This is a genomic window from Sulfurospirillum oryzae (assembly GCF_025770725.1).
Classification (GTDB): domain Bacteria; phylum Campylobacterota; class Campylobacteria; order Campylobacterales; family Sulfurospirillaceae; genus Sulfurospirillum; species Sulfurospirillum oryzae.
On sequence record NZ_JANZKZ010000002.1, the window covers coordinates 656,894 to 675,382 of the forward strand.

Genomic DNA, 18,489 nt, shown 5'->3' on the forward strand with positions numbered 1-18,489 from the left:
GTTACATGATGAGCGAGATACAAAAGTATCTCACCCATCATTACAGCTGAAAACTATTTTTTCAAAGCTGCTAAAACTTTCTCTGGACGTGCTGGCAAGTGAGTAACTCTTGCACCACACGCATTGTAAATCGCGTTAATAATCGCTGCGTGAGGAGCCGCAAGAGGCATTTCACCCGCACCAGAAGCACCGTAGAAGTTGTTTGCTCTTGGTGTTTCGGTATAGATAAGATTCAAGCTATCAGGAACATCTTTGATTTTTGGAATACCACAACCAGTAAGTGTTGTATGTTTTTTGAGATCATCAAAGTCTTCACTAAGTGCTAGACCAATACCTTGAGTCAAACCACCGTACATTTGACCATCAGCGGCTAGTTTATTGATGATAGTACCGATGTCTGAAGCGAGTGTCATTTTCTCAACTTGTGTTTTACCCGTTGTGACATCAACCTCAACTTCTGCTACACAAACGCCGTACATGTAACCCGCAAATGGATTTCCTTGTCCGCCTGTTGGAGGTGTGTCAGTACATGGTGCTGTCCATTTACCCATGTATTTAACTTCACGACCTTCAGCAACCATCTCAGCATAAGTTCTGTATGTACCATCTGCTTTTTTCAAACCTTCAAGTAAGTTACGGCACGCAACTGTGATCGCATTACCTGTTACAAGGTTTTGACGGCTACCGCCTGATGGTCCACTGTTTGGTGTTTTAGTCATATCGTTCATGACTAGATCAATTTGATCAACAGTAAGATTGAGTGGTCTTAGTGTTTCGTGTGCATAAGTCAATGTACCGATATCTGCACCTTGTCCATGATCTTCCCATGATGTACCAACAGCTACACCTTTTGGTGTAATTTCTGCCCATGCTTCAGATGTGTCTGGACCATCCAAACCACAACCATAAATATTAACAGAAACGCCAACACCGTATTTTTTGACTCCATCACTAGCTGCATTTTTTGCAGCAGCTGTTTTTTTAGCAAGCTCATAAACTGGACGTGATTTATCAAACAATCCTTCCAAACAGTATGCATCTGGAGCACAACCTGTTGGTGTTGTTGCACCTGGTCTATAAATATTTTTATATCTGAATTCAAATGGATCAAACCCTGCTTTAACCGCTAATTCATCAATAAGTACTTCGGATGGGAACATGATCTCAGGAGCACCGTATCCACGGAATGCTGAACCCCAACCATGGTTTGTACAAACAGTGCGTCCGTTACCACGGATATTAGCAATATTATAACCAGCACCACCAAATTGGAAGCCACGTTGAGTTAACAAGTCACCAAATTCTGAGTAAGGACCATGGTCAACGCTCCAATCAGACTCTAATGCCAAGAGTTTACCCTCTTTATCAGCAGCCATTTTCATGGTTGTCCAGAATGGTGAACGTTTACCTGTATAAGTGATTTGTTGGAACATATTAAATTCAAGATAAACTGGTCTTCCAGTAGCCAATGTTGCAACACCTAAGAGTGCTTCAATCGTTGGACTAAATTTATAACCAAATGTCGCACCGATATTGTTTTGAACAATAAAGACATCTTCAGCTTTCATGCCAAGACCTTCTGCAATCATCAATGAGTGGAAGTGAAGTGCAATACTCTTAGAGTGAATAATCAACTTGCCTTCATCATTAACATACGCAAAACCAACATCTGGCTCAAGAGGTAAGTGTGGTTGTCTTTGTACATAGAAGTTGTCTTCAACAACATGTGGAGCACTTTTCATAATAGAAGATGTTTCGCCACCTTTTGCGATATAGTTTGTAAAGTAAACGTTAGGAGTGCCCGGATGAATTTCAATCGCATCGTCTGCCATCGCATCTGGTGCATTCATATAAGCTGGTAATTCTTCCAATACCACTTTAACTTTGTCCACACCCGCATGAGCCGCTTTTTCATTGTCCGCTAAAACGATAGCAATCGCATCACCAAATTGGAAGATTTTTTTGTCATTTAAGATTGGTCTGTCAAGTCCATCACCTTTGTTAGAAGGGAATGCCAAACCGTTAATGCGGTTTGTTCCTTTTACATCTTTATACGTAAGAACAGCTACAACACCTGGAACTTTTTTAGCTTCTTCAGTGTCGATTGAGATGATATTAGCATGAGAAACTTTTGCTTGAACAAGTTTTGCATGAAGCGTAGTTGAAGGAAGTTTCAATCCTAAATCAGCACCGAAATCCCATGTTCCCATAACTTTTGCCATTGCAGATGGACGAATGAGTGATGAACCGATTAAAGAAGCACCCTCTGGGATTTTTTTCCAGAAATCTTTAACAGTCATTTCACCTCTAACAAGTTTTGCAGCATCCATAACCGCATCAACGAGAGGTTTGTATCCTGTACAACGACACAAGTTTTTATTTTTTTGGAACCAGTCTCTGACTTCTTCACGGGTTGGATTGTCATTTTGCTCAAGAAGTGCTTTAGCTGAAACGATGAAACCTGGAGTACAGAAACCGCATTGTGCGCCACCATGTACCATCCATGCAATTTGAAGTGGGTGAAGCTTGTCTTTAGTACCTACACCTTCAATGGTGATGATTTCATCATTATCTTCAACTTTTTTCATCTTAGTAATACAAGCTCTAACGAGTTTGTTGTTAAGAATAACGGTACACGTACCACATTCTCCGCTACCACAACCTACTTTTGTTCCTGTAAGTCCGAGCTGTTTTCGTAATACATCAGATAATTTTTCTTCTGCATCTGCAACCAAAGTTGTTTTGGCACCATTGATAATTATTGTTCTTTTTAACATGTTGTTACCTCATATATATAGTATTTACATTCTCTTACGTGTAAGAGATATGCAAAAAGGGCATATTTGCATACATAAGCTTTCCGAAAATCTCATTTTAGATGTCTTAAATATGCTATTTTTGCATATTACACACTATGAAAAATCAAAAAACTCACCAATTTAAACCCACCATGAAAAGCACCTACCTACATTGTATTATTCATGTTGTATAGAATGTTTTTTGGCCTCCCTTAGTATGTGTATTTTTGTTGTCAATTCAAAGTATATACTAGGCATATAGCATGAATATAGCAAAAGCCTTTATCTGAAAATTTAATTAAAAAAAATATTATGAATGAGTAACATGTTTACATGTAAAGTTTTATCTTTTGGATAATATGGCAAAAAAAAGCTTTTTTGTAAGCTGCTATTTGGTATCTTTAGCCAAAGCTCAAATGGTGGAGGAACACGTTTTTTGAAAACATACAATTTTTGTTATGAAACAGGATCACTACCGAGTATTATAAATTTTACGCTATTTGAACATGAAAAAAATATTTTAGTACAGATATTTTGTGGTCAAGGGAAAGAAGTATTAAAGTACGTTAGTGACGTCATCCTCAGCCATATTCCTCACGCCATTTGTCTAGGAACTACAACCGATGGAGAAATATTCGGTGAGCGCATTACAACATTGCAAACCATTATTTCCATTAGTATTTTTGAACACACTTTCATCAAAACAGCCTATATCCAAGACGAAGATTCGTTTCAATGCGGCATGCAGTTGGCATCTGATTTGATTACTCCCAATACAAAGTTGCTCATTCTTTTTTCAGATGGTACCCGTATGAATGCAGAAGAGTTTTTAAAAGGTGTTGAGTCTTATGATCCGACAATACCTATTTGTGGCGGTATGGCAGGAGATAATGGAAAATTTGAGCAAACCTATATTTCTTCACAGAACACTATTTTAAGTGAAGGGGTCGTTGGTGTCTCTTTAAATTCTGATATTCTTCGCGTTGCTACGGATTATAAATTTGACTGGAAACCTATAGGATTAGAGCATACGATTACAAAAGTCCAAGATAATAAAGTTTACTTGATAGACAATATAAAAGCTGCCGAGTTTTACGATAAATACCTCGGCAGCAATTTCTCACAAACAGAATTTCCCTTAATCCTTGAAAAAAATGGCATCATTATGGCAAGAGCTGTCATTGGAAAACATGAAGATGGAAGTCTAAGTTACAGTGGCAATTTCAAAGAAGGTGATAAAGTCAGAATTGGCTTTGGCGATGCCGAGTCTTTAATGAAAGATCCCATAGAAGTCTTAGAAAACTTGCATTCTATTGATGTAGAAACATTTTTTATCTTCTCTTGTATGGCACGCAGAAGGTTTATGCCATTTTTAATCAAACTGGGTATTGGGTCATTTTCAAAAACAGCCGCAACTTCAGGATTTTTCACCTATTCAGAATTCTATCATCAAAATGGACACAATAAACTCCTCAATCAAACACTCACGGTTGTTGCGTTAAGTGAATCGGGAAAGAGTGTCCCTGCTTTAAGAAGCACAAATAAAGAGGAAAGTAAAAAAGACACCTCTTATTCTAAAACGATTGAATCATTGACTCACTTAATTGAACAAAGTGCAAGGGATTATGATGAGCAGTCTAAACGCTTAGAGCAACAGATGAATTATTCAAAAAACCTTTTGGAATCTCATAGGCAATTTTTACGCTACACGGTTCACGAGATGAACACTCCTTTAAGTGTCATTATGAGCAATATAGAACTGCATGAGATGGAATTTGGAAAAAGTGTTTATTTGGAAAATATTGAAGTTGGCATTAAAAGTATTTTTTCGATGTACGATGATTTGAGTTATTTGGTTAAAAAAGACCATATTCACTATTTGAAACAAAAGATTGATTTAGTCGATTATGTTCGTAGTCGCATCGATTTTTTTGCTCAAGTTGCCGATAAAGCAAAATCCATGTTTCTCTTTGAAACGAATCACAATAAGATTTATATCTCCTTTAATGAGACAAAATTGCAACGCATCATCGACAACAACCTCACCAATGCTATCAAATATACATTTGAGAATGAAAAGATTATTGTTTCTTTACATAAAGAGAACGATAACTGCCATTTTTGTGTAGCATCTCATTCACGAAAAATTCAAAAACCTGAAAAAATATTTGAAGAATTCTACCGTGAAGAGAAAGCACAAGATGGCTTTGGGCTGGGGCTCAATCTCGTTAAAAGAATTTGTAAGGAAGAAAACGTGAAAATTACACTGCATTCAGATGAGACAATCACATCCTTTTCGTATCAATTCAAGGTTGACAACGCATGAAAATTTTACTCTTAGAAGATGATATACTGCTTAACGAATCGATCACAAAGTACCTCACGACCGTTGGTCATGCCATAACTTCTGCCAGGGACGGTAATGTGTGCTTAGAAATCTTAGAGAAAGAAAAATTTGACTTGCTCGTTTTTGACATTAATGTGCCCAACATTAATGGCTTGAGCATTTTGGAGACATTGCACGCGCAAAAAAAGATCATACCTATTATTTTTATCTCTGCTCTTATTGACATCGAAGATATATCAAGAGCTTTTGAACTTGGATGCTATGATTATTTGAAAAAACCTTTTCATTTAAAAGAGCTCAACCTGAGAATCGATAGAATTTCAAAAACCGCTAAAAAAGAGATGCATCACAAAGTCCTCTCTGCCTCTTACAGTTTCAATAATGAAAATATGACGCTTTACTTTCATGATGAGCCCCAGGTTTTATCCAAACGACAACTTCAAATTATCCAATTTCTGGCACACAATCGAGGATTTGTCTGTAGCTACGATATGTTCAGAGAAAGTGTATGGAGTGATTTCGATATGGATGTTGACGAAGCAACCATACGAACAGAAGTCAATCGCCTAAAAAATCATTTGAAAGAAGATTTCATCGTCAATATTAGAGGTAGTGGCTATATGATTAAAGTTCCTTCATTGTAAGGCGTTTGTTACTTTACATGTAAAGGTTTTATTGATTGTAAAAGTTAAACTTCTATTTATACACCAATGTCTTCATTCCAAAGTTCAGGATTTTTTTCTATAAAAGATTCCATCAGTTGGCGACATTTTGGCTCATTCATCACTTCAACCTCAACACCTCGTGACCTTACGTACGATTCTGGTCCACAAAAGGTATGGTTTTCACCGATAACAACTTTTGGTATGCCATAAAGCAAAATGGCACCACTGCACATATCGCAAGGAGATAACGTAGAATAAAGCGTTGCTCTTTTATAATCACGTGCGCTCAGTCGCCCAGCATTTTCCAAACAGTCCATTTCTGCATGCAACACAGCACTTCCTTTTTGAACTCTTTGGTTGTGACCACGTCCGACGATTTTACCGTCTATCACAAGAACAGAACCAATAGGTATACCACCCTCATCCAAACCTTTTTGGGCTTCTTCTATGGCTGCTTCTAAAAATTTATCCATTGTTTTTCCCTTTTAGTGTTCATAGATTGCTTTGTATTATAGCTTCTTTACTATGTTTGATTAGGTGCGGAAGCTAAACTTTGAGGAGTTAACTTTTGGTTGCTTTACATGTAAAAAATGAAATTTTGGAAAGTTAAAAGTTTAGTTCCCACTCTTTATGCTATCTGCGATTTCATAGCTTAATTCTTCAATTTTGCCACAAACAAAGACACCAAATATTTCTAAAATTGATAAATAGTTATTGTCTGCTGATAGTGCACTATACCCATTTACCTTTATAGATGTTGGATGAATTAACTTTGAGCAAAGCTTATGCATTGCCAAATGCTCATTTTTATAACCATATTGCCCAGCTAACACTCCCATATTGAAATATTTTTTTTGACAAACATAAGGGCTTTCATTAAGACTTTGATCTGTAAAATTTTTGACTTCTTCTAACTCAGATATATCTTTGTGATGATTACGTAAAAGCCCAATAAAACCATTTTGGATCTCTATTGTATCTTGATGCATTTGTCCAAGCCATTCATCAAGTCCTTCATCGCTGTCATATATATGCTTAGTTATTAAATATAGTTCAAATAAGTTTCTAACCTGAATACTAGTTAAAGTCAAATCAACTCTACCAGCAATAAATCTATTCAATTCTCTTTCTATTTCTTTAAAAAGATTTACAAAAACAAATACCTTTATAGAACTATTTTCAAAATTATTAAACATACTTACAAAATTAGAAATTACATTTTTAGCCGTTTCTAAACTTTCATTATGCACCATCTACATCTCCTATGATCATATCTTACTCCATCAAAAACTTATGATATTTGTAAAAACCTCTCCACATCCCCAACTATCTCATCCACCGCCTCAGTCGCTTTTTGATGCAACACTTTCGTATAAACCCTCTCGTTAATGGCATCGCTTGGCTCTAAATTATTGAGGATTGCAACTTTTACATGTAAAGCAAAATGATCCATAGCAATGACGTTTCCACTTGAGCCGATGATGACAAGAAACTCGCAGTTTTCCATCGCCTCATAAAGGTGTTCATACATGGGTGCAGGTTCACCAAAGAAGACGATGTCGGGGCGAAAGGAGCCTCCGCAGCTTTTACATGTAAAGGTTCGCTCTTGTTTGGCGTAGCCGATGAGATGGGTTGTGCCACACTGTTCACAACGAAGGCGTGGTAAAAAACCGTGCAAGTGTAAAATGTCAATGCAGCCTGCTCTCTCGAAAAGGTCATCCACATTTTGGGTGATGAGGGCAATGTCATTGGGGTATTTTTCTTGTAGTTTGGCGATGGCATGGTGTGCGGCATTGGGCTTGACGGAGGAGAGTTGTTCACGTCTGGCATCGTAAAATGCCAAAGTGTTTTCTCTATTCCAGCTCAAACACCCTGCCTGACAGATCTCTTCGATGCGGTACTTTTCCCACAATCCATCCGTGTCGCGAAAGGTGGAGAGTCCACTCTCTGCACTGATGCCCGCTCCTGAGAAAATCACAATCCGTGCCATCTGTATTACCTCTTTATAGTTTTGCTAAAAACGCTTTCATTGCCTCGTTACAATCTGTTGGATTTTCAACAACGCTCATGTGCGCAGCATGTTTAATGAGTACAAACTGGGCATCCTTAATCTGATCTGCCATCGCTTTCATGCGTAGTGGTGGCGTAAGCGCATCAAGTTCACCGCAAAGCAAGAGTGTTGGAAGCTCAATAGAGGGCAAATAGGCACTTGTGTCATTGCGTGTTAACATCGCAAACAAGCACCCTTTCACGCCGATGGAATTAAACTTTATCGACTTAGCAATGCGTTTGTCCACTGCCTCTTTATGCTCTTTTTTGTAAACATCACTGTAACATCGCCCGATAAAATTTTTAGAAAAAGAAGACAAGCCTTGAGCGTTGATGCGTCTTATGACATCGGAGCGTTTGAGTTTCGCTTCATTGTCATCGGCGTTTGAAGTGGTATCGCATAAAATGACCGCTGAAAAGTTACTTTCCATACGTTCTACGGCACGAAGAACGATGTAACCACCCATCGAAAAACCACACAATATAGGTGGCTTTTCAATTCTTAGCTCACGTATAAGCATCTCCAAGTCATCGACAAACGATTCCATTGTAAACTGTCCATCGCCCACAGAAGAGTCTCCAAGCCCACGAATGTCGTATGCTACACAGTAGTAGGTATCACGAAGAGCCGCTATTTGCTCACTCCACATCGTGTGGTCATACGGAAAACCGTGTAAAAAAATGATTGCTCTATTTTTTTGATTGCCTTCCAGTAAAACCGATAACCCACCAACTGTTTTTTTCATTTTTATATCCTTTGTATGCACATTATACATCAGACATTAAAATATAACGCCTCCTTGTGGTGCATTACGATAGCGGTGGTACTTTGCTCAGGATGAATTTGAAATGTTTCGCTGAGTTCTATGCCAAACTCTTCTGGCTTTAAAAGATCAAAAATGATTCTGGTATCTTCCAAGGCAGGGCATGCTGGGTAACCAAATGAATAACGACACCCATGATAGCGCTTCATTTGCACATCGCGCAAACTATGCCCTTCACTCTCAGCGATGCCAAGATCGAGGCGTATCTGTTTATGTGCAATTTCAGCAAGAGCTTCTGCTAATTCAACACTAAGACCATGTACAAAGAAGTACTCGGTAAAATTGCCCGCATCGTAAAGCTCTTTTTCATACGCAGAGAACTTTGGTCCTGCACTTACACACGTTAAAGCTAAAACATCATGGCGAGAAGGAGAAATAAAATCACTCAAAGAGCGATACGGGTTTCTATTTTGACGCGGAAAGTCAAAAACTTTGATGGCTCTACTTTTAATCGCTTCGATGCTTTCACGATTGACCTCTTTCTCACTAAAGTAGCCATCACTCTCATCAAAAAGGTAAAGGTTGTTTTCATTTGATCGTGCTGGGTAGTAACCATAGATGATGGTCGGCTCAAAAAGTCCAAGTCTCTCGATGTCCGCTTTTACCCTCTCATAGGTCGGGTAAAGCACTTCATCTAGCTGCTTCTGCTTCTCTTCTTTGCTCTGCCCTTTTCCACTGTAACCCCAACGTTGTGCGAAAAGAATTTTGTGATTGATCCACGAAAACGCCAACTCTTTAACATCGGTTTTAAGCACACGTCTGCCCCAAAATGGAGGTGTCGGAATGGCAATGTCGCGGCTTGGCATTTTGATCTGTTCAAATGAAGGCATCTCTTTAACTTCTTTATTGGCACGATTCACGCTATTGTCAATGACAGGTCGATCAAAAGAGGTATCAAAATTTTTCGCCTCAATGCGACTCATCGCCGTTAATCCCTCAAAGGCATCTTTGCAGTAATAAATCGGTCCATCGTAAATTGGACGGCAAAAATCCTCAACAAAGTTGTCAGTCAGTGCCGCACCCCCTAAAATAACAGGGATTTTGATGCCCATTTTCTGCATTGCTTCTAGGTTTTCTTTCATGACATTGGTCGATTTCACCAAAAGCCCGCTCATGCCGATGGCATCTGCATTGTGCTCTTTAAGTGCTTCTAGAAATTGTTCCAAATCAGCCTTAATACCGATGTTAATGACCCTAAAACCATTGTTACTTAAAATGATATCCACAAGGTTTTTACCCACATCATGCACATCGCCTTTAACGGTTCCGATGATCAGCGTTGTGGTCGTACTCTTCTGGGTTTTTGGCAAATAAGGCTGTAAAAAATCCACGGCCGCTTTCATAACTTCAGCCGACTGAAGCACAAAAGGCAACTGCATTTTTCCACTACCGAAAAGCTCGCCAACCACTTTCATCGCATCGATCAAAATCTCATTGACGATGATTTCAGCGGCTATCTCATCTTTTGCTGTTGGTAAAAGAGTGAGCATACGCTCTTTATCGCCATCGATAAGCAATGTCGAAATTTTCTCTTTGGTACTCATAGCAAGATACGCCGCGTCACTCTCGTCTTTATTTTCAACCACACCCTCAAAATGTGAAATGAATTTAAAAAGCGGATCGCCCTCAACTCTTCGGTTAAAGAGTAAATCTTCACAGATTTTTTTATCCACGTCGCTGATCTTGTGCATTGGAAGCGTGTTTTTAACATTGACGATCGCCATGCTCAGACCCGCTTCGACACAATGGTGTAAAAAGACGGAGTTTAGGTATTCGCGTGCGTGTTTTGCCAAACCAAAAGAGATGTTTGAAACACCCAAAACAAAGCCTACTTCAGGGTGCATTGCGTGAAATTCACGAATGGCATCAATGGTTTCAATCGCCGCCGTGTGATACTCAGGATCACCACTACCCACCGTAAACGTCAAAAGATCAAAGACTAAGTCTTCGGGATGAATACCATGTTTTTCCGTTGCTAAGGTATAAATGCGCTCTGCAATAGCCACTTTTTGCGCTTTGCTTTTTGCCATTCCTACTTCATCAATGGTCAAACAGACCAATGCCGCACCAAAGCGTTTGGCAAGAGAGCAGACTTTATCGAACTTTTCGATGCCATCTTCAAGGTTCACCGAGTTGATGATAGGCTTACCACCAATGAGTTTGAGTGCCACTTCAAGAGCCGGAACTTGAGTGGTGTCAGGCATAAGAGGTAGAGCAATTTTTTGCACATAACGCCCCATGACTTCTTTGGTGTCTTTGTGCTCGTCCCGTCCTGCAAACCCGACACTCACATCAATGCCATGCGCGCCACTGCGAACTTGTTGCTGTGCTACACTGAGCGTGCCATCGTAGTCTTCGGCAAGAAGTAGTTCACGAAACGCTTTTGAGCCTGTGGCGTTGCTTCGCTCGCCTATTAAAAAAGGTGCTGGGTCTTGTTTGAGTGCTCTGATTTCAAATAAAGAGGCGATGCTTCGTGGCATTTCCCCTTTAGGCGCAAGCGGCTTTTTGCCTTCCACACGTTTGGCTAGCTCTAAAATGTGTTGAGGCGTCGTACCACAACATCCGCCTAAGATGCTAACGCCTGCAATTTGTGTAAATTTTTCTTGAAGTTCGGCAAATTCACGAGGTCCCATTGGGTAAAAGGTATAGCCACCACGGTTTTGAGGAAGCCCCGCATTGGCATGCACACTGATGGGTTTACCCCAAACAGAACTAAGCGTTTTCACATGCTTTTCGACCTGCTCAGGCCCTGTGCCACAGTTAAAGCCTAGACTTAAAATATCAAAAGGTTCTAAGATCGTTGCGATGGTCGTAGCATCCGTTCCAATGAGCATCGTGCCACTCAGTTCAATTGTGACAGAAACCATAATCGGAAGCTTTACATGTAACTCTTTTTGAGCGTCCATAATGGCATGAAGTGCGGCTTTAATTTGCAAAGGGTCTTGCGCGGTTTCAATGAGAAAAAGATCCGCCCCACCATCGATTGCTCCACGCGCCGCTTCTTTGTAGCCTTCATACATTGCATCATAACCAATATGCCCTAAAGAAGGCAGTTTTGTCCCAGGTCCAAACGCAGCGGCTGTAAAACGTGGCTTTTGCTCTGTGGCAAAATCTGCACACGCTTCTTTAACGATATTTGCACCCGCTTTTGCTAACTCATAAGTACGTTCACCGATGCCGTAATCGTCCAAAACCCACGGCAAAGCACCAAAGGTGTTGGTCTTGATAATGTCAGCACCTGCCAGTAAATAACCACGATGGATTTTAGAAATTTCATCTTTACATGTAACATTTAAAAGCTCGTTACATCCCTCTTTGCCTTCCCATTGCTCAGGAGAAATCTGCAAAGCTTGGATCTGCGTGCCCATCGCACCATCGATGACTAAAATTTTTTCTTTTATGAGTTCTTGAAGTGTTGCCAAGTGAAATTCCTAGTGTGTTATAACGTATCTTTTATAATATCAAAAGTTTGGTAAGGTGAGAATAAAGAGCGGTTTTTAGATCATGAAGAGGTGTTTTATACCTCTTCATTTTTCGTTACATGTAAAATTATGGATTGACGGTAGATTTGTAAACAGCTTTACCACCACTGATCACTTTAATAACAGCCGAACGAGTTGCATTACCATTTTTATCGATAGAAATGAGACCTGAAACCCCTTCAAAGTTGGTGGTTTTTTTGATCTCATCGTTGATGCACACGCTATCTTCTGGGTTTGCACAACGATTGATCGCGTCCACAAAAAGATTATACGCATCAGCCCCTAGCGTTGAAAATGAGTTAATCTCTTTTTTACCTGTCTTTTTCTCATAAGCAGCTAAAAACTCTTTAGACTTTTGCGTTGGAGGCACGGTGTAATCAAAATAATCAGTAAACATGTGTCCTTCTACGCTATCACCACCCAGCTCTATAAACGTTGGATTAGCTACACTTTCACCCGATAGAAATGGCTTATTAAGCCCAACTTGTTTCGCTTGACGTGTGATGAGCGCACCCTCGGCATGATACAATGGCATAAAGACAAAATCAGGATTTAAAGCTTTAATTTGGGAAACGACTGCTTTAAAGTCTTTATCACCCGAATTGACCTTAAGCTCCTTAATCACTTTACCACCATTGGCAACAAACGCATCCGTAAAAGTTTTAGAAAGCCCGATAGAATAAACTTGCGCTTGATCTACAATCGAAACAGCCGTTTTGAGCTTTAACTCTTTCGCGGCATAATTCGCAACAATATTTCCTTGAAATGAGTCCGTATAGCACACGCGATTGCCATAGGTTCTATTGTCATTCAATTTATCGTTGGTTGCCACTGTTGCAATGACAGGAATCTGTTTTTTATCGGCGATGGAAAGAACTTGCGCTGTATTGCTGCTTGTAATTTCTCCAATAATTCCCACAACTTTATCCGAAGTAATCAATCTTGTTGTCGCTGTGGCAGACTCGACTTTATCGCCTTTGCTATCGACTAAGACCAATTTTACAGTATCTCCGTTTTTCAATTTTGGCGCAAGGTCATGAGCAAACTCAATACCTTCATACGTAACTTGACCATAAGCAGCCAAAGAACCGCTCATAGGTAAAATAACACCTACATTAATCTCTTTTGCAAATAAAGATGTTGTAACTATGCTTGCAAGGGTTGCAAGCGTTAATACACGACGCATTATATTTCTCCTATTTGGTTAATGCTCAGAAGTGTAGCAGAACTCTGTTTTAATGTCAAGTAATTCGACCTATTTAGTAGTGTATAAAGAACGGGCATTAAAAGATGGCACTATTATTCGACACAATAGACTCAAAACATTACATGTAAAAAGAAAGAAAGCAAAAAAGAAGTTCAGAAGAGGCAAAAGCCTCTTCTTTATAATAGTAAGTAAATTGCGAAAGAGTTAAGCGTGATTGTTTTCAGCGGTATCGAGTGCTTGAGAGACATCTACGATAATTTGAAGTTTTTTAATAATCTCATTCATCGCGCGACTCTCTTCTTGCGCAGCGATGCTAATGCGCTCTACTTCTGACTGTGTTTTGATGATTTCATCGACCGTGCGTTGAAGCGCTGGAACAATTTGATCGACCACTTTTTGAACATCCATGATGGAGATGCGAATATTATCGGTTGATTTGTTACTTTGATCGGAAAGTTTACGTACTTCACTTGCAACGACGGCAAACCCACGTCCATGATCACCCGCACGTGCTGCTTCAATGGTTGCATTAAGTGCCAAAAGGTTCGTCTCGCTTGCTATATATTTGATTGCGGTGGTGATGTTACCAATCTGTTCTACCGCTTCGGTCAATTCTTGTGCCATATTGTTTGTGACTTGAACATTTTGGACCTCTGAAGCCAATTTACTATTGACGATAACAATCGTATTGGCGGTATCTTCGATAGATTGGGAGGCTGTTTGCGTAATCGTAGATATCTCTTTGGTTAATGTCGCAAGTTTTTTTGAAATATCGCGTGCTTCTTGCAACGCTTTATCGCTATTGATAGCCGTGACAATTTGTGCCAAACCGCTGACACTCTCAGCCGTAGCCGTACGAGGTGGGCTTGGGATAACCGTTACATCAGGGCGCAAGTAGTGACTGTATTTGGTATAGAGTGCTTTACCCGAAGAGACATAACCATCGGTTCCAATGATGTATTTAGCATCACTAAGCGCCTCTCTTGTTTCGCTTTCGCTACACTCGTCAAATGGAATAATTTTATATCCTACATGATTGAGATTGTAAAATTTGAGAAATTTGAGTAATACATTCGCACCTGAAGCACTATTATTAAATATGACAACATTTTCGCCATCAGGAATTCGACCAATTGCCACAAAGAAATCAGTAGGAGGAACAAATTCAACTGAAATCACTTTTTCTTTGCCATATTTTTTGATCATTTCATCGTAGCGATTTGCAAAGCAAACAACTAAGTCAAAGTTTGCAACGTCAAAATTTTGGTAATTACTAAGGGTAGCTTTTTGGTAAGTGGCGGCAGTAGAAAGAGTGGCATCGACTAAAGAAACAAGCTCTTGGGTTGTTGCTTCGTTCGCTCCAATTAAGAGTAGATTAACGCTCATGTACTTTCCTTATAATCAATTGTTATAGTCACATTCAGGTCATGTAAAAGTTAAAGTTTGCCATTATTCTATGCCATTCTTAATAAAGCAATTCTTTATTCGTATATTATAAGGAAAAAATATGACAAAAAAGGGATTAAAAATAAGCAAGCCTTTTTTTTTAATCGTTGTATAATAAACCAAATTTTTCAGAAGGTCTTTGTAATGTTTGATATTCAGAACTATTACAGCTTTATTGGAGCTATTTTAGTGTTTCAACTTCTACCTGGTGCTGGCACGATTGCTATCTTAAATGCTACGGCACGTAATGGTATTAATGCAGGACTCGGTGCCGTATTTGGAACACTTTTGGGTGATTTTGTTTTTATGATCGCAGCCCTTGCAGGACTTGCCGCCATTATGCAACAAAACCCATTTCTCTTTGAGCTTTTACAATACTTTGGTTCAGCTTACCTTATATGGCTAGGTATTGGATTATTACGGACTAAAATTGAACCTGAAAAAACGAAGATAGAACCTAAAAAGTCGGCATGGATCTATCTTAGACAAGCCTTTTTTGTGAGCATCACAAACCCAAAAGTGATGCTTTTCTTTGTTGCATTTTTTCCACTTTTTTTAAGGACTGATGCAACACAAACAACGCTGGTTGCTATGATTTTACATGTAAGTCTTATTAGCTTTATTTATCAAACACTTCTTGTCCTTTTAGGTAACACCGTTGCACGTAAACTCAAAGCCTTTCCATTGGCACGCAAAGTTGCCACGCGTCTTGCTGGCTTTGCACTCGTCGCATTTGGTATTAAACTTGCCATCAACAATCGATAAAAGAGCTTTTCAATGCCTTTAAAACATATCTTGCTGACGCTTGGAGTCGTAGCCATTTGGGGAATAAATTTTGTGGTCATTCAAGTAGCCCTTAAAGAGATTCCTCCTATTCTCCTCACTTTTTTGCGTTTTTTCTTTGCAGCTTTTCCTGCGGTCTTTTTTCTCAAGCGTCCTAAAAACACCTCATGGAAACTGCTCTTTTGCTACTCTTTGAGCATGTTCGTTCTTGATTTTTCGCTTCTTTTTTCGGGAATGTATGTGGGCGTAAGCTCTGGTATTGCTTCACTCAGTCTTCAAACACAAGTTTTTTTTACTGCCATCTTGGCGGTTGTTTTCCTCAAAGAAAAAATGACATTGGCCAAGATAGTAGGAGCACTTGTTGCTTTTTCAGGCATTATCTATGTTGGTTTTCACACCGGAGGCGATGTCAATCTTTTTGGGTTGTTGCTTGTTGAAGGAGCGGCTTTTTCTTGGGCAGCAGGTAATCTTTTTTCCAAACGCATCGGTCATGTCGACATGCTCTCTTTGGTCGTCTGGGGAAGTTTGCTCTCGTTGCCTTTTTTACTTGCCCTCTCATTTGCCTTAGAATTGCACCTATGGAGTTTTGAGAAAATGGCGCATCTGTCATGGCTCAGTATTGGCTCAATCGCTTATCTTGTCTATCCTGTCACACTTTTTGGCTTTGCCATTTGGAGCTTTTTACTCAGTCGCTACCCAGCAACCACCGTCGCTCCCTTTACGCTTCTTGTTCCTGTCTTTGGTTTTTCAGCATCAGCTCTTCTTGTGAACGAAGCGCTTCCTAGCTGGAAACTTGTGGCTGCTTTTTTGATTGTATCAGGGCTTGTTATCAACCTCTACGGCGACCTTATTTTCAAGCGGACTTAACTTCACGACAACCACACACGTTAGACAATAACTTTTTTCGGTAACCATTTTGTTTTTTTTACGTACTAGAATACGCCAACAAAAAACAAAGGTATTCTCGTGCTTTTTAAAACAAAAATTATCCTGACCGTATCTATTTTGATGTTTTTAAGCCTTATCTCTTTTAGCCTCTTTAGTTATCAAGACACTAAAAAAAACAGTATCCATCAAATCGAGTCAAGTCTCACAATGGCATCTCGCTCCTTTAAGGACTATATAGATCTTCTCATTGGTACGAAGAAAAGCAACATTGAAAGTGCATCAAGATTTTTTAAAGACATTGACATTAGAACGCTTCATGATATGACAGAAAAACTCAAAGAAACCACTAAAATCGTCGGTGCCGTTGATTCTTATGTTGGATTTGAAGATGGTGGTATGATCTGGGGCAGTGATAAGAATAGACCACAAGGGTACGATCCTAGAACACAACATTGGTATACAAAAGCCAAACAAAGCAAAACCATTTGCATCACCGATGCGTATGAAGAAGCGACCAGCAAAATGCTTATGATTACGATTATGGCACCTATATTTGATGAAAACAATACATTTATAGGTGTCTTAGGTGTCGATATAGCCCTTAATTCCTTAACAAAGACCATCTCAGAAATCAAATTTGATGGAGGATATGGCATTTTACAAGATACCAAAGGCATCATTGTCGTGCATCCAAATCAAGCGTTAATTGGTAAAAATTTAGCCGATTTTGTGCCAAGCTTAACAAGTCAATTCGATGAAAAACAAGAGGGAATCATTAATTATAATTACAATGGAATTGATAAATTATATGCTTACAATATTTCAGCACAAAGCGGATGGAGAATAGCCATCGCTTTTGACAAATCAACATCTTATTCTTTTTTAAACCTTCAAATCAAAAAGCTTTTTTTCATGGGCTCACTCATGCTTCTTGGTTCTATCATTATTATTGTGCTTTTAATCAAAGCCCTTTTAATGCCACTTGATAGGTTAGGAAATATTGCCTATGAGCTTTCAAGCGCCCATGGCGATCTTAGCCAAAGGCTTGAAGTTAGGGGCAATGATGAATTTGGAAAAGTTTCATTGTACATTAACACTTTCATAGCAAAGCTTCATGAGATTGTCACAAATTCAAAAGCGATTAGCCATAAAAATTTTTCAATATCACAGCAACTTTCCAAAAACACATCCGAAATGGTACGCAATGTAGAAGCAGAATCAAAAATTATTCTTACAACGAAACAAGAAGGAAATGCCCTCACACGTGCCATTGAAAATTCTGTTGAAAAAGTAAAATCATCTCATTTCGTCTTAGACAAAACACAAAAAGAGATGAACAACGTTAAAACAAAATTTGAAAAGTTAGAGCATACCATGCAAATAACCGCTCAGAAAGAACAAGATTTGGCTGAAAAACTCAATCATGTCAGTCATAATACAAATGAAATCAGAGATGTCTTAGGGATTATTCGCAATATTGCCGATCAAACCAATCTTTTAGCACTCAATGCGGCTATTGAAGCAGCGCGTGCAGGTGAGCATGGTCGTGGATTTGCTGTTGTAGCCGATGAAGTTCGCAAACTCGCAGAGAGCACACAAAAAAGCCTTGTCGAAATTGATGCAACCGTTAATGTTGTTGTGCAATCTATTATGGATGCCAATACCGATATCGCACACAATGCACACGAAGTGCATAATCTTGTGACCCTTTCTTTGGAACTTGAAAAAAGTATAGGCGATATTGATGTCATTATCCAAGAGACAATTGCCAATACAGCACAAACGGTTGATAGCTTCATTTTTACATCAGAAAAAATAAACCAGATGGTCGAAGAAGTTGAAAAAGTTAACATTCTCTCTCAAGAAAATGTTTGCAGCATCGAGAATATCTCTAAAGCATCAGAAGAGCTCTACCGCATGAATGAAAATCTCAATAATGAACTTCAAAAATTCAAATCCTAAAAAGGCTTGATTGTTTTACATGTAACGAGAAGTGAAAA

At 39.1% G+C, this 18,489-nt stretch carries 13 protein-coding genes; 5 read left to right on the plus strand and 8 right to left on the minus strand.

The window, feature by feature from the left end; translation table 11 throughout:
- Nucleotides 1-53 precede the first annotated feature (53 nt).
- Nucleotides 54-2,777: a molybdopterin-dependent aldehyde oxidoreductase gene (locus tag N0B29_RS07770; protein ID WP_263833132.1), complete on the minus strand. Its 2,724-nt coding sequence runs from the start codon at nucleotides 2,775-2,777 to the stop codon at nucleotides 54-56.
- A gap of 457 nt (nucleotides 2,778-3,234) precedes the next feature.
- Here N0B29_RS07770 and N0B29_RS07775 point away from each other — a divergent pair, with 457 nt between their 5' ends.
- Complete coding sequence (locus tag N0B29_RS07775) at nucleotides 3,235-5,124, plus strand: FIST N-terminal domain-containing protein (protein ID WP_263833133.1); 1,890 nt, start codon at nucleotides 3,235-3,237, stop codon at nucleotides 5,122-5,124.
- Nucleotides 5,121-5,789, plus strand: coding sequence for a response regulator transcription factor (locus N0B29_RS07780; RefSeq protein WP_263833134.1), 669 nt, complete (start codon nucleotides 5,121-5,123; stop codon nucleotides 5,787-5,789). Before N0B29_RS07775 ends, N0B29_RS07780 begins: the two co-directional genes overlap by 4 nt.
- 56 nt (nucleotides 5,790-5,845) lie before the next feature.
- Here N0B29_RS07780 and N0B29_RS07785 read toward each other — a convergent pair whose 3' ends face one another.
- The 7 genes from N0B29_RS07785 to N0B29_RS07815 all read right to left on the minus strand — a co-directional run bounded on the left by N0B29_RS07785 (nucleotide 5,846) and on the right by N0B29_RS07815 (nucleotide 14,758).
- Nucleotides 5,846-6,283: a nucleoside deaminase gene (locus N0B29_RS07785; protein ID WP_263833135.1), complete on the minus strand. Its 438-nt coding sequence runs from the start codon at nucleotides 6,281-6,283 to the stop codon at nucleotides 5,846-5,848.
- Nucleotides 6,284-6,424: 141 nt separating this feature from the next.
- Complete coding sequence (locus N0B29_RS07790; RefSeq protein ID WP_263833136.1) at nucleotides 6,425-7,063, minus strand: hypothetical protein; 639 nt, start codon at nucleotides 7,061-7,063, stop codon at nucleotides 6,425-6,427.
- A gap of 38 nt (nucleotides 7,064-7,101) precedes the next feature.
- The gene (locus N0B29_RS07795) at nucleotides 7,102-7,800 is read right to left on the minus strand and encodes an SIR2 family NAD-dependent protein deacylase (protein WP_263833137.1); all 699 of its coding nucleotides are present in this window, start codon (nucleotides 7,798-7,800) and stop codon (nucleotides 7,102-7,104) included.
- A gap of 13 nt (nucleotides 7,801-7,813) precedes the next feature.
- Nucleotides 7,814-8,605, minus strand: coding sequence for an alpha/beta fold hydrolase (locus tag N0B29_RS07800; protein ID WP_263833138.1), 792 nt, complete (start codon nucleotides 8,603-8,605; stop codon nucleotides 7,814-7,816).
- A 29-nt stretch (nucleotides 8,606-8,634) separates the two neighbouring features.
- A complete protein-coding gene (metH, locus tag N0B29_RS07805; RefSeq protein ID WP_263833139.1) occupies nucleotides 8,635-12,105 on the minus strand; it encodes a methionine synthase in 3,471 nt (1,156 codons plus the stop codon).
- A gap of 127 nt (nucleotides 12,106-12,232) precedes the next feature.
- Entirely contained in the window at nucleotides 12,233-13,351 is a 1,119-nt protein-coding gene (locus N0B29_RS07810) for an ABC transporter substrate-binding protein (RefSeq protein ID WP_263833140.1), read from the minus strand.
- A 225-nt stretch (nucleotides 13,352-13,576) separates the two neighbouring features.
- The gene (locus tag N0B29_RS07815; RefSeq protein WP_263833141.1) at nucleotides 13,577-14,758 is read right to left on the minus strand and encodes a methyl-accepting chemotaxis protein; all 1,182 of its coding nucleotides are present in this window, start codon (nucleotides 14,756-14,758) and stop codon (nucleotides 13,577-13,579) included.
- A gap of 204 nt (nucleotides 14,759-14,962) precedes the next feature.
- On the opposite strand from N0B29_RS07815, the gene N0B29_RS07820 reads away from it, so the two are divergent.
- The 3 genes from N0B29_RS07820 (at nucleotide 14,963) to N0B29_RS07830 (ending at nucleotide 18,451) form a co-directional block, all read left to right on the plus strand.
- Nucleotides 14,963-15,583, plus strand: a complete 621-nt coding sequence (locus N0B29_RS07820; RefSeq protein WP_263833142.1) for a LysE family translocator — start codon at nucleotides 14,963-14,965, stop codon at nucleotides 15,581-15,583.
- 12 nt (nucleotides 15,584-15,595) lie between these two features.
- Nucleotides 15,596-16,468, plus strand: coding sequence for an EamA family transporter (locus N0B29_RS07825; RefSeq protein ID WP_263833143.1), 873 nt, complete (start codon nucleotides 15,596-15,598; stop codon nucleotides 16,466-16,468).
- A 99-nt stretch (nucleotides 16,469-16,567) separates the two neighbouring features.
- Complete coding sequence (locus N0B29_RS07830; RefSeq protein WP_263833144.1) at nucleotides 16,568-18,451, plus strand: methyl-accepting chemotaxis protein; 1,884 nt, start codon at nucleotides 16,568-16,570, stop codon at nucleotides 18,449-18,451.
- The last annotated feature ends 38 nt before the right edge of the window (nucleotides 18,452-18,489 follow it).

What these genes read in the sequence shown, in the direction of transcription:
- N0B29_RS07770 (WP_263833132.1), bottom strand. Translation starts at nt 2,777, where the DNA reads ATGTTAAAAAGAACAATAATTATCAATGGTGCCAAAACAACTTTGGTT.
- N0B29_RS07780 (WP_263833134.1), top strand. Translation starts at nt 5,121, where the DNA reads ATGAAAATTTTACTCTTAGAAGATGATATACTGCTTAACGAATCGATC.
- N0B29_RS07785 (WP_263833135.1), bottom strand. Translation starts at nt 6,283, where the DNA reads ATGGATAAATTTTTAGAAGCAGCCATAGAAGAAGCCCAAAAAGGTTTG.
- N0B29_RS07790 (WP_263833136.1), bottom strand. Translation starts at nt 7,063, where the DNA reads ATGGTGCATAATGAAAGTTTAGAAACGGCTAAAAATGTAATTTCTAAT.
- N0B29_RS07795 (WP_263833137.1), bottom strand. Translation starts at nt 7,800, where the DNA reads ATGGCACGGATTGTGATTTTCTCAGGAGCGGGCATCAGTGCAGAGAGT.
- N0B29_RS07800 (WP_263833138.1), bottom strand. Translation starts at nt 8,605, where the DNA reads ATGAAAAAAACAGTTGGTGGGTTATCGGTTTTACTGGAAGGCAATCAA.
- N0B29_RS07810 (WP_263833140.1), bottom strand. Translation starts at nt 13,351, where the DNA reads ATGCGTCGTGTATTAACGCTTGCAACCCTTGCAAGCATAGTTACAACA.
- N0B29_RS07815 (WP_263833141.1), bottom strand. Translation starts at nt 14,758, where the DNA reads ATGAGCGTTAATCTACTCTTAATTGGAGCGAACGAAGCAACAACCCAA.
- N0B29_RS07820 (WP_263833142.1), top strand. Translation starts at nt 14,963, where the DNA reads ATGTTTGATATTCAGAACTATTACAGCTTTATTGGAGCTATTTTAGTG.
- N0B29_RS07825 (WP_263833143.1), top strand. Translation starts at nt 15,596, where the DNA reads ATGCCTTTAAAACATATCTTGCTGACGCTTGGAGTCGTAGCCATTTGG.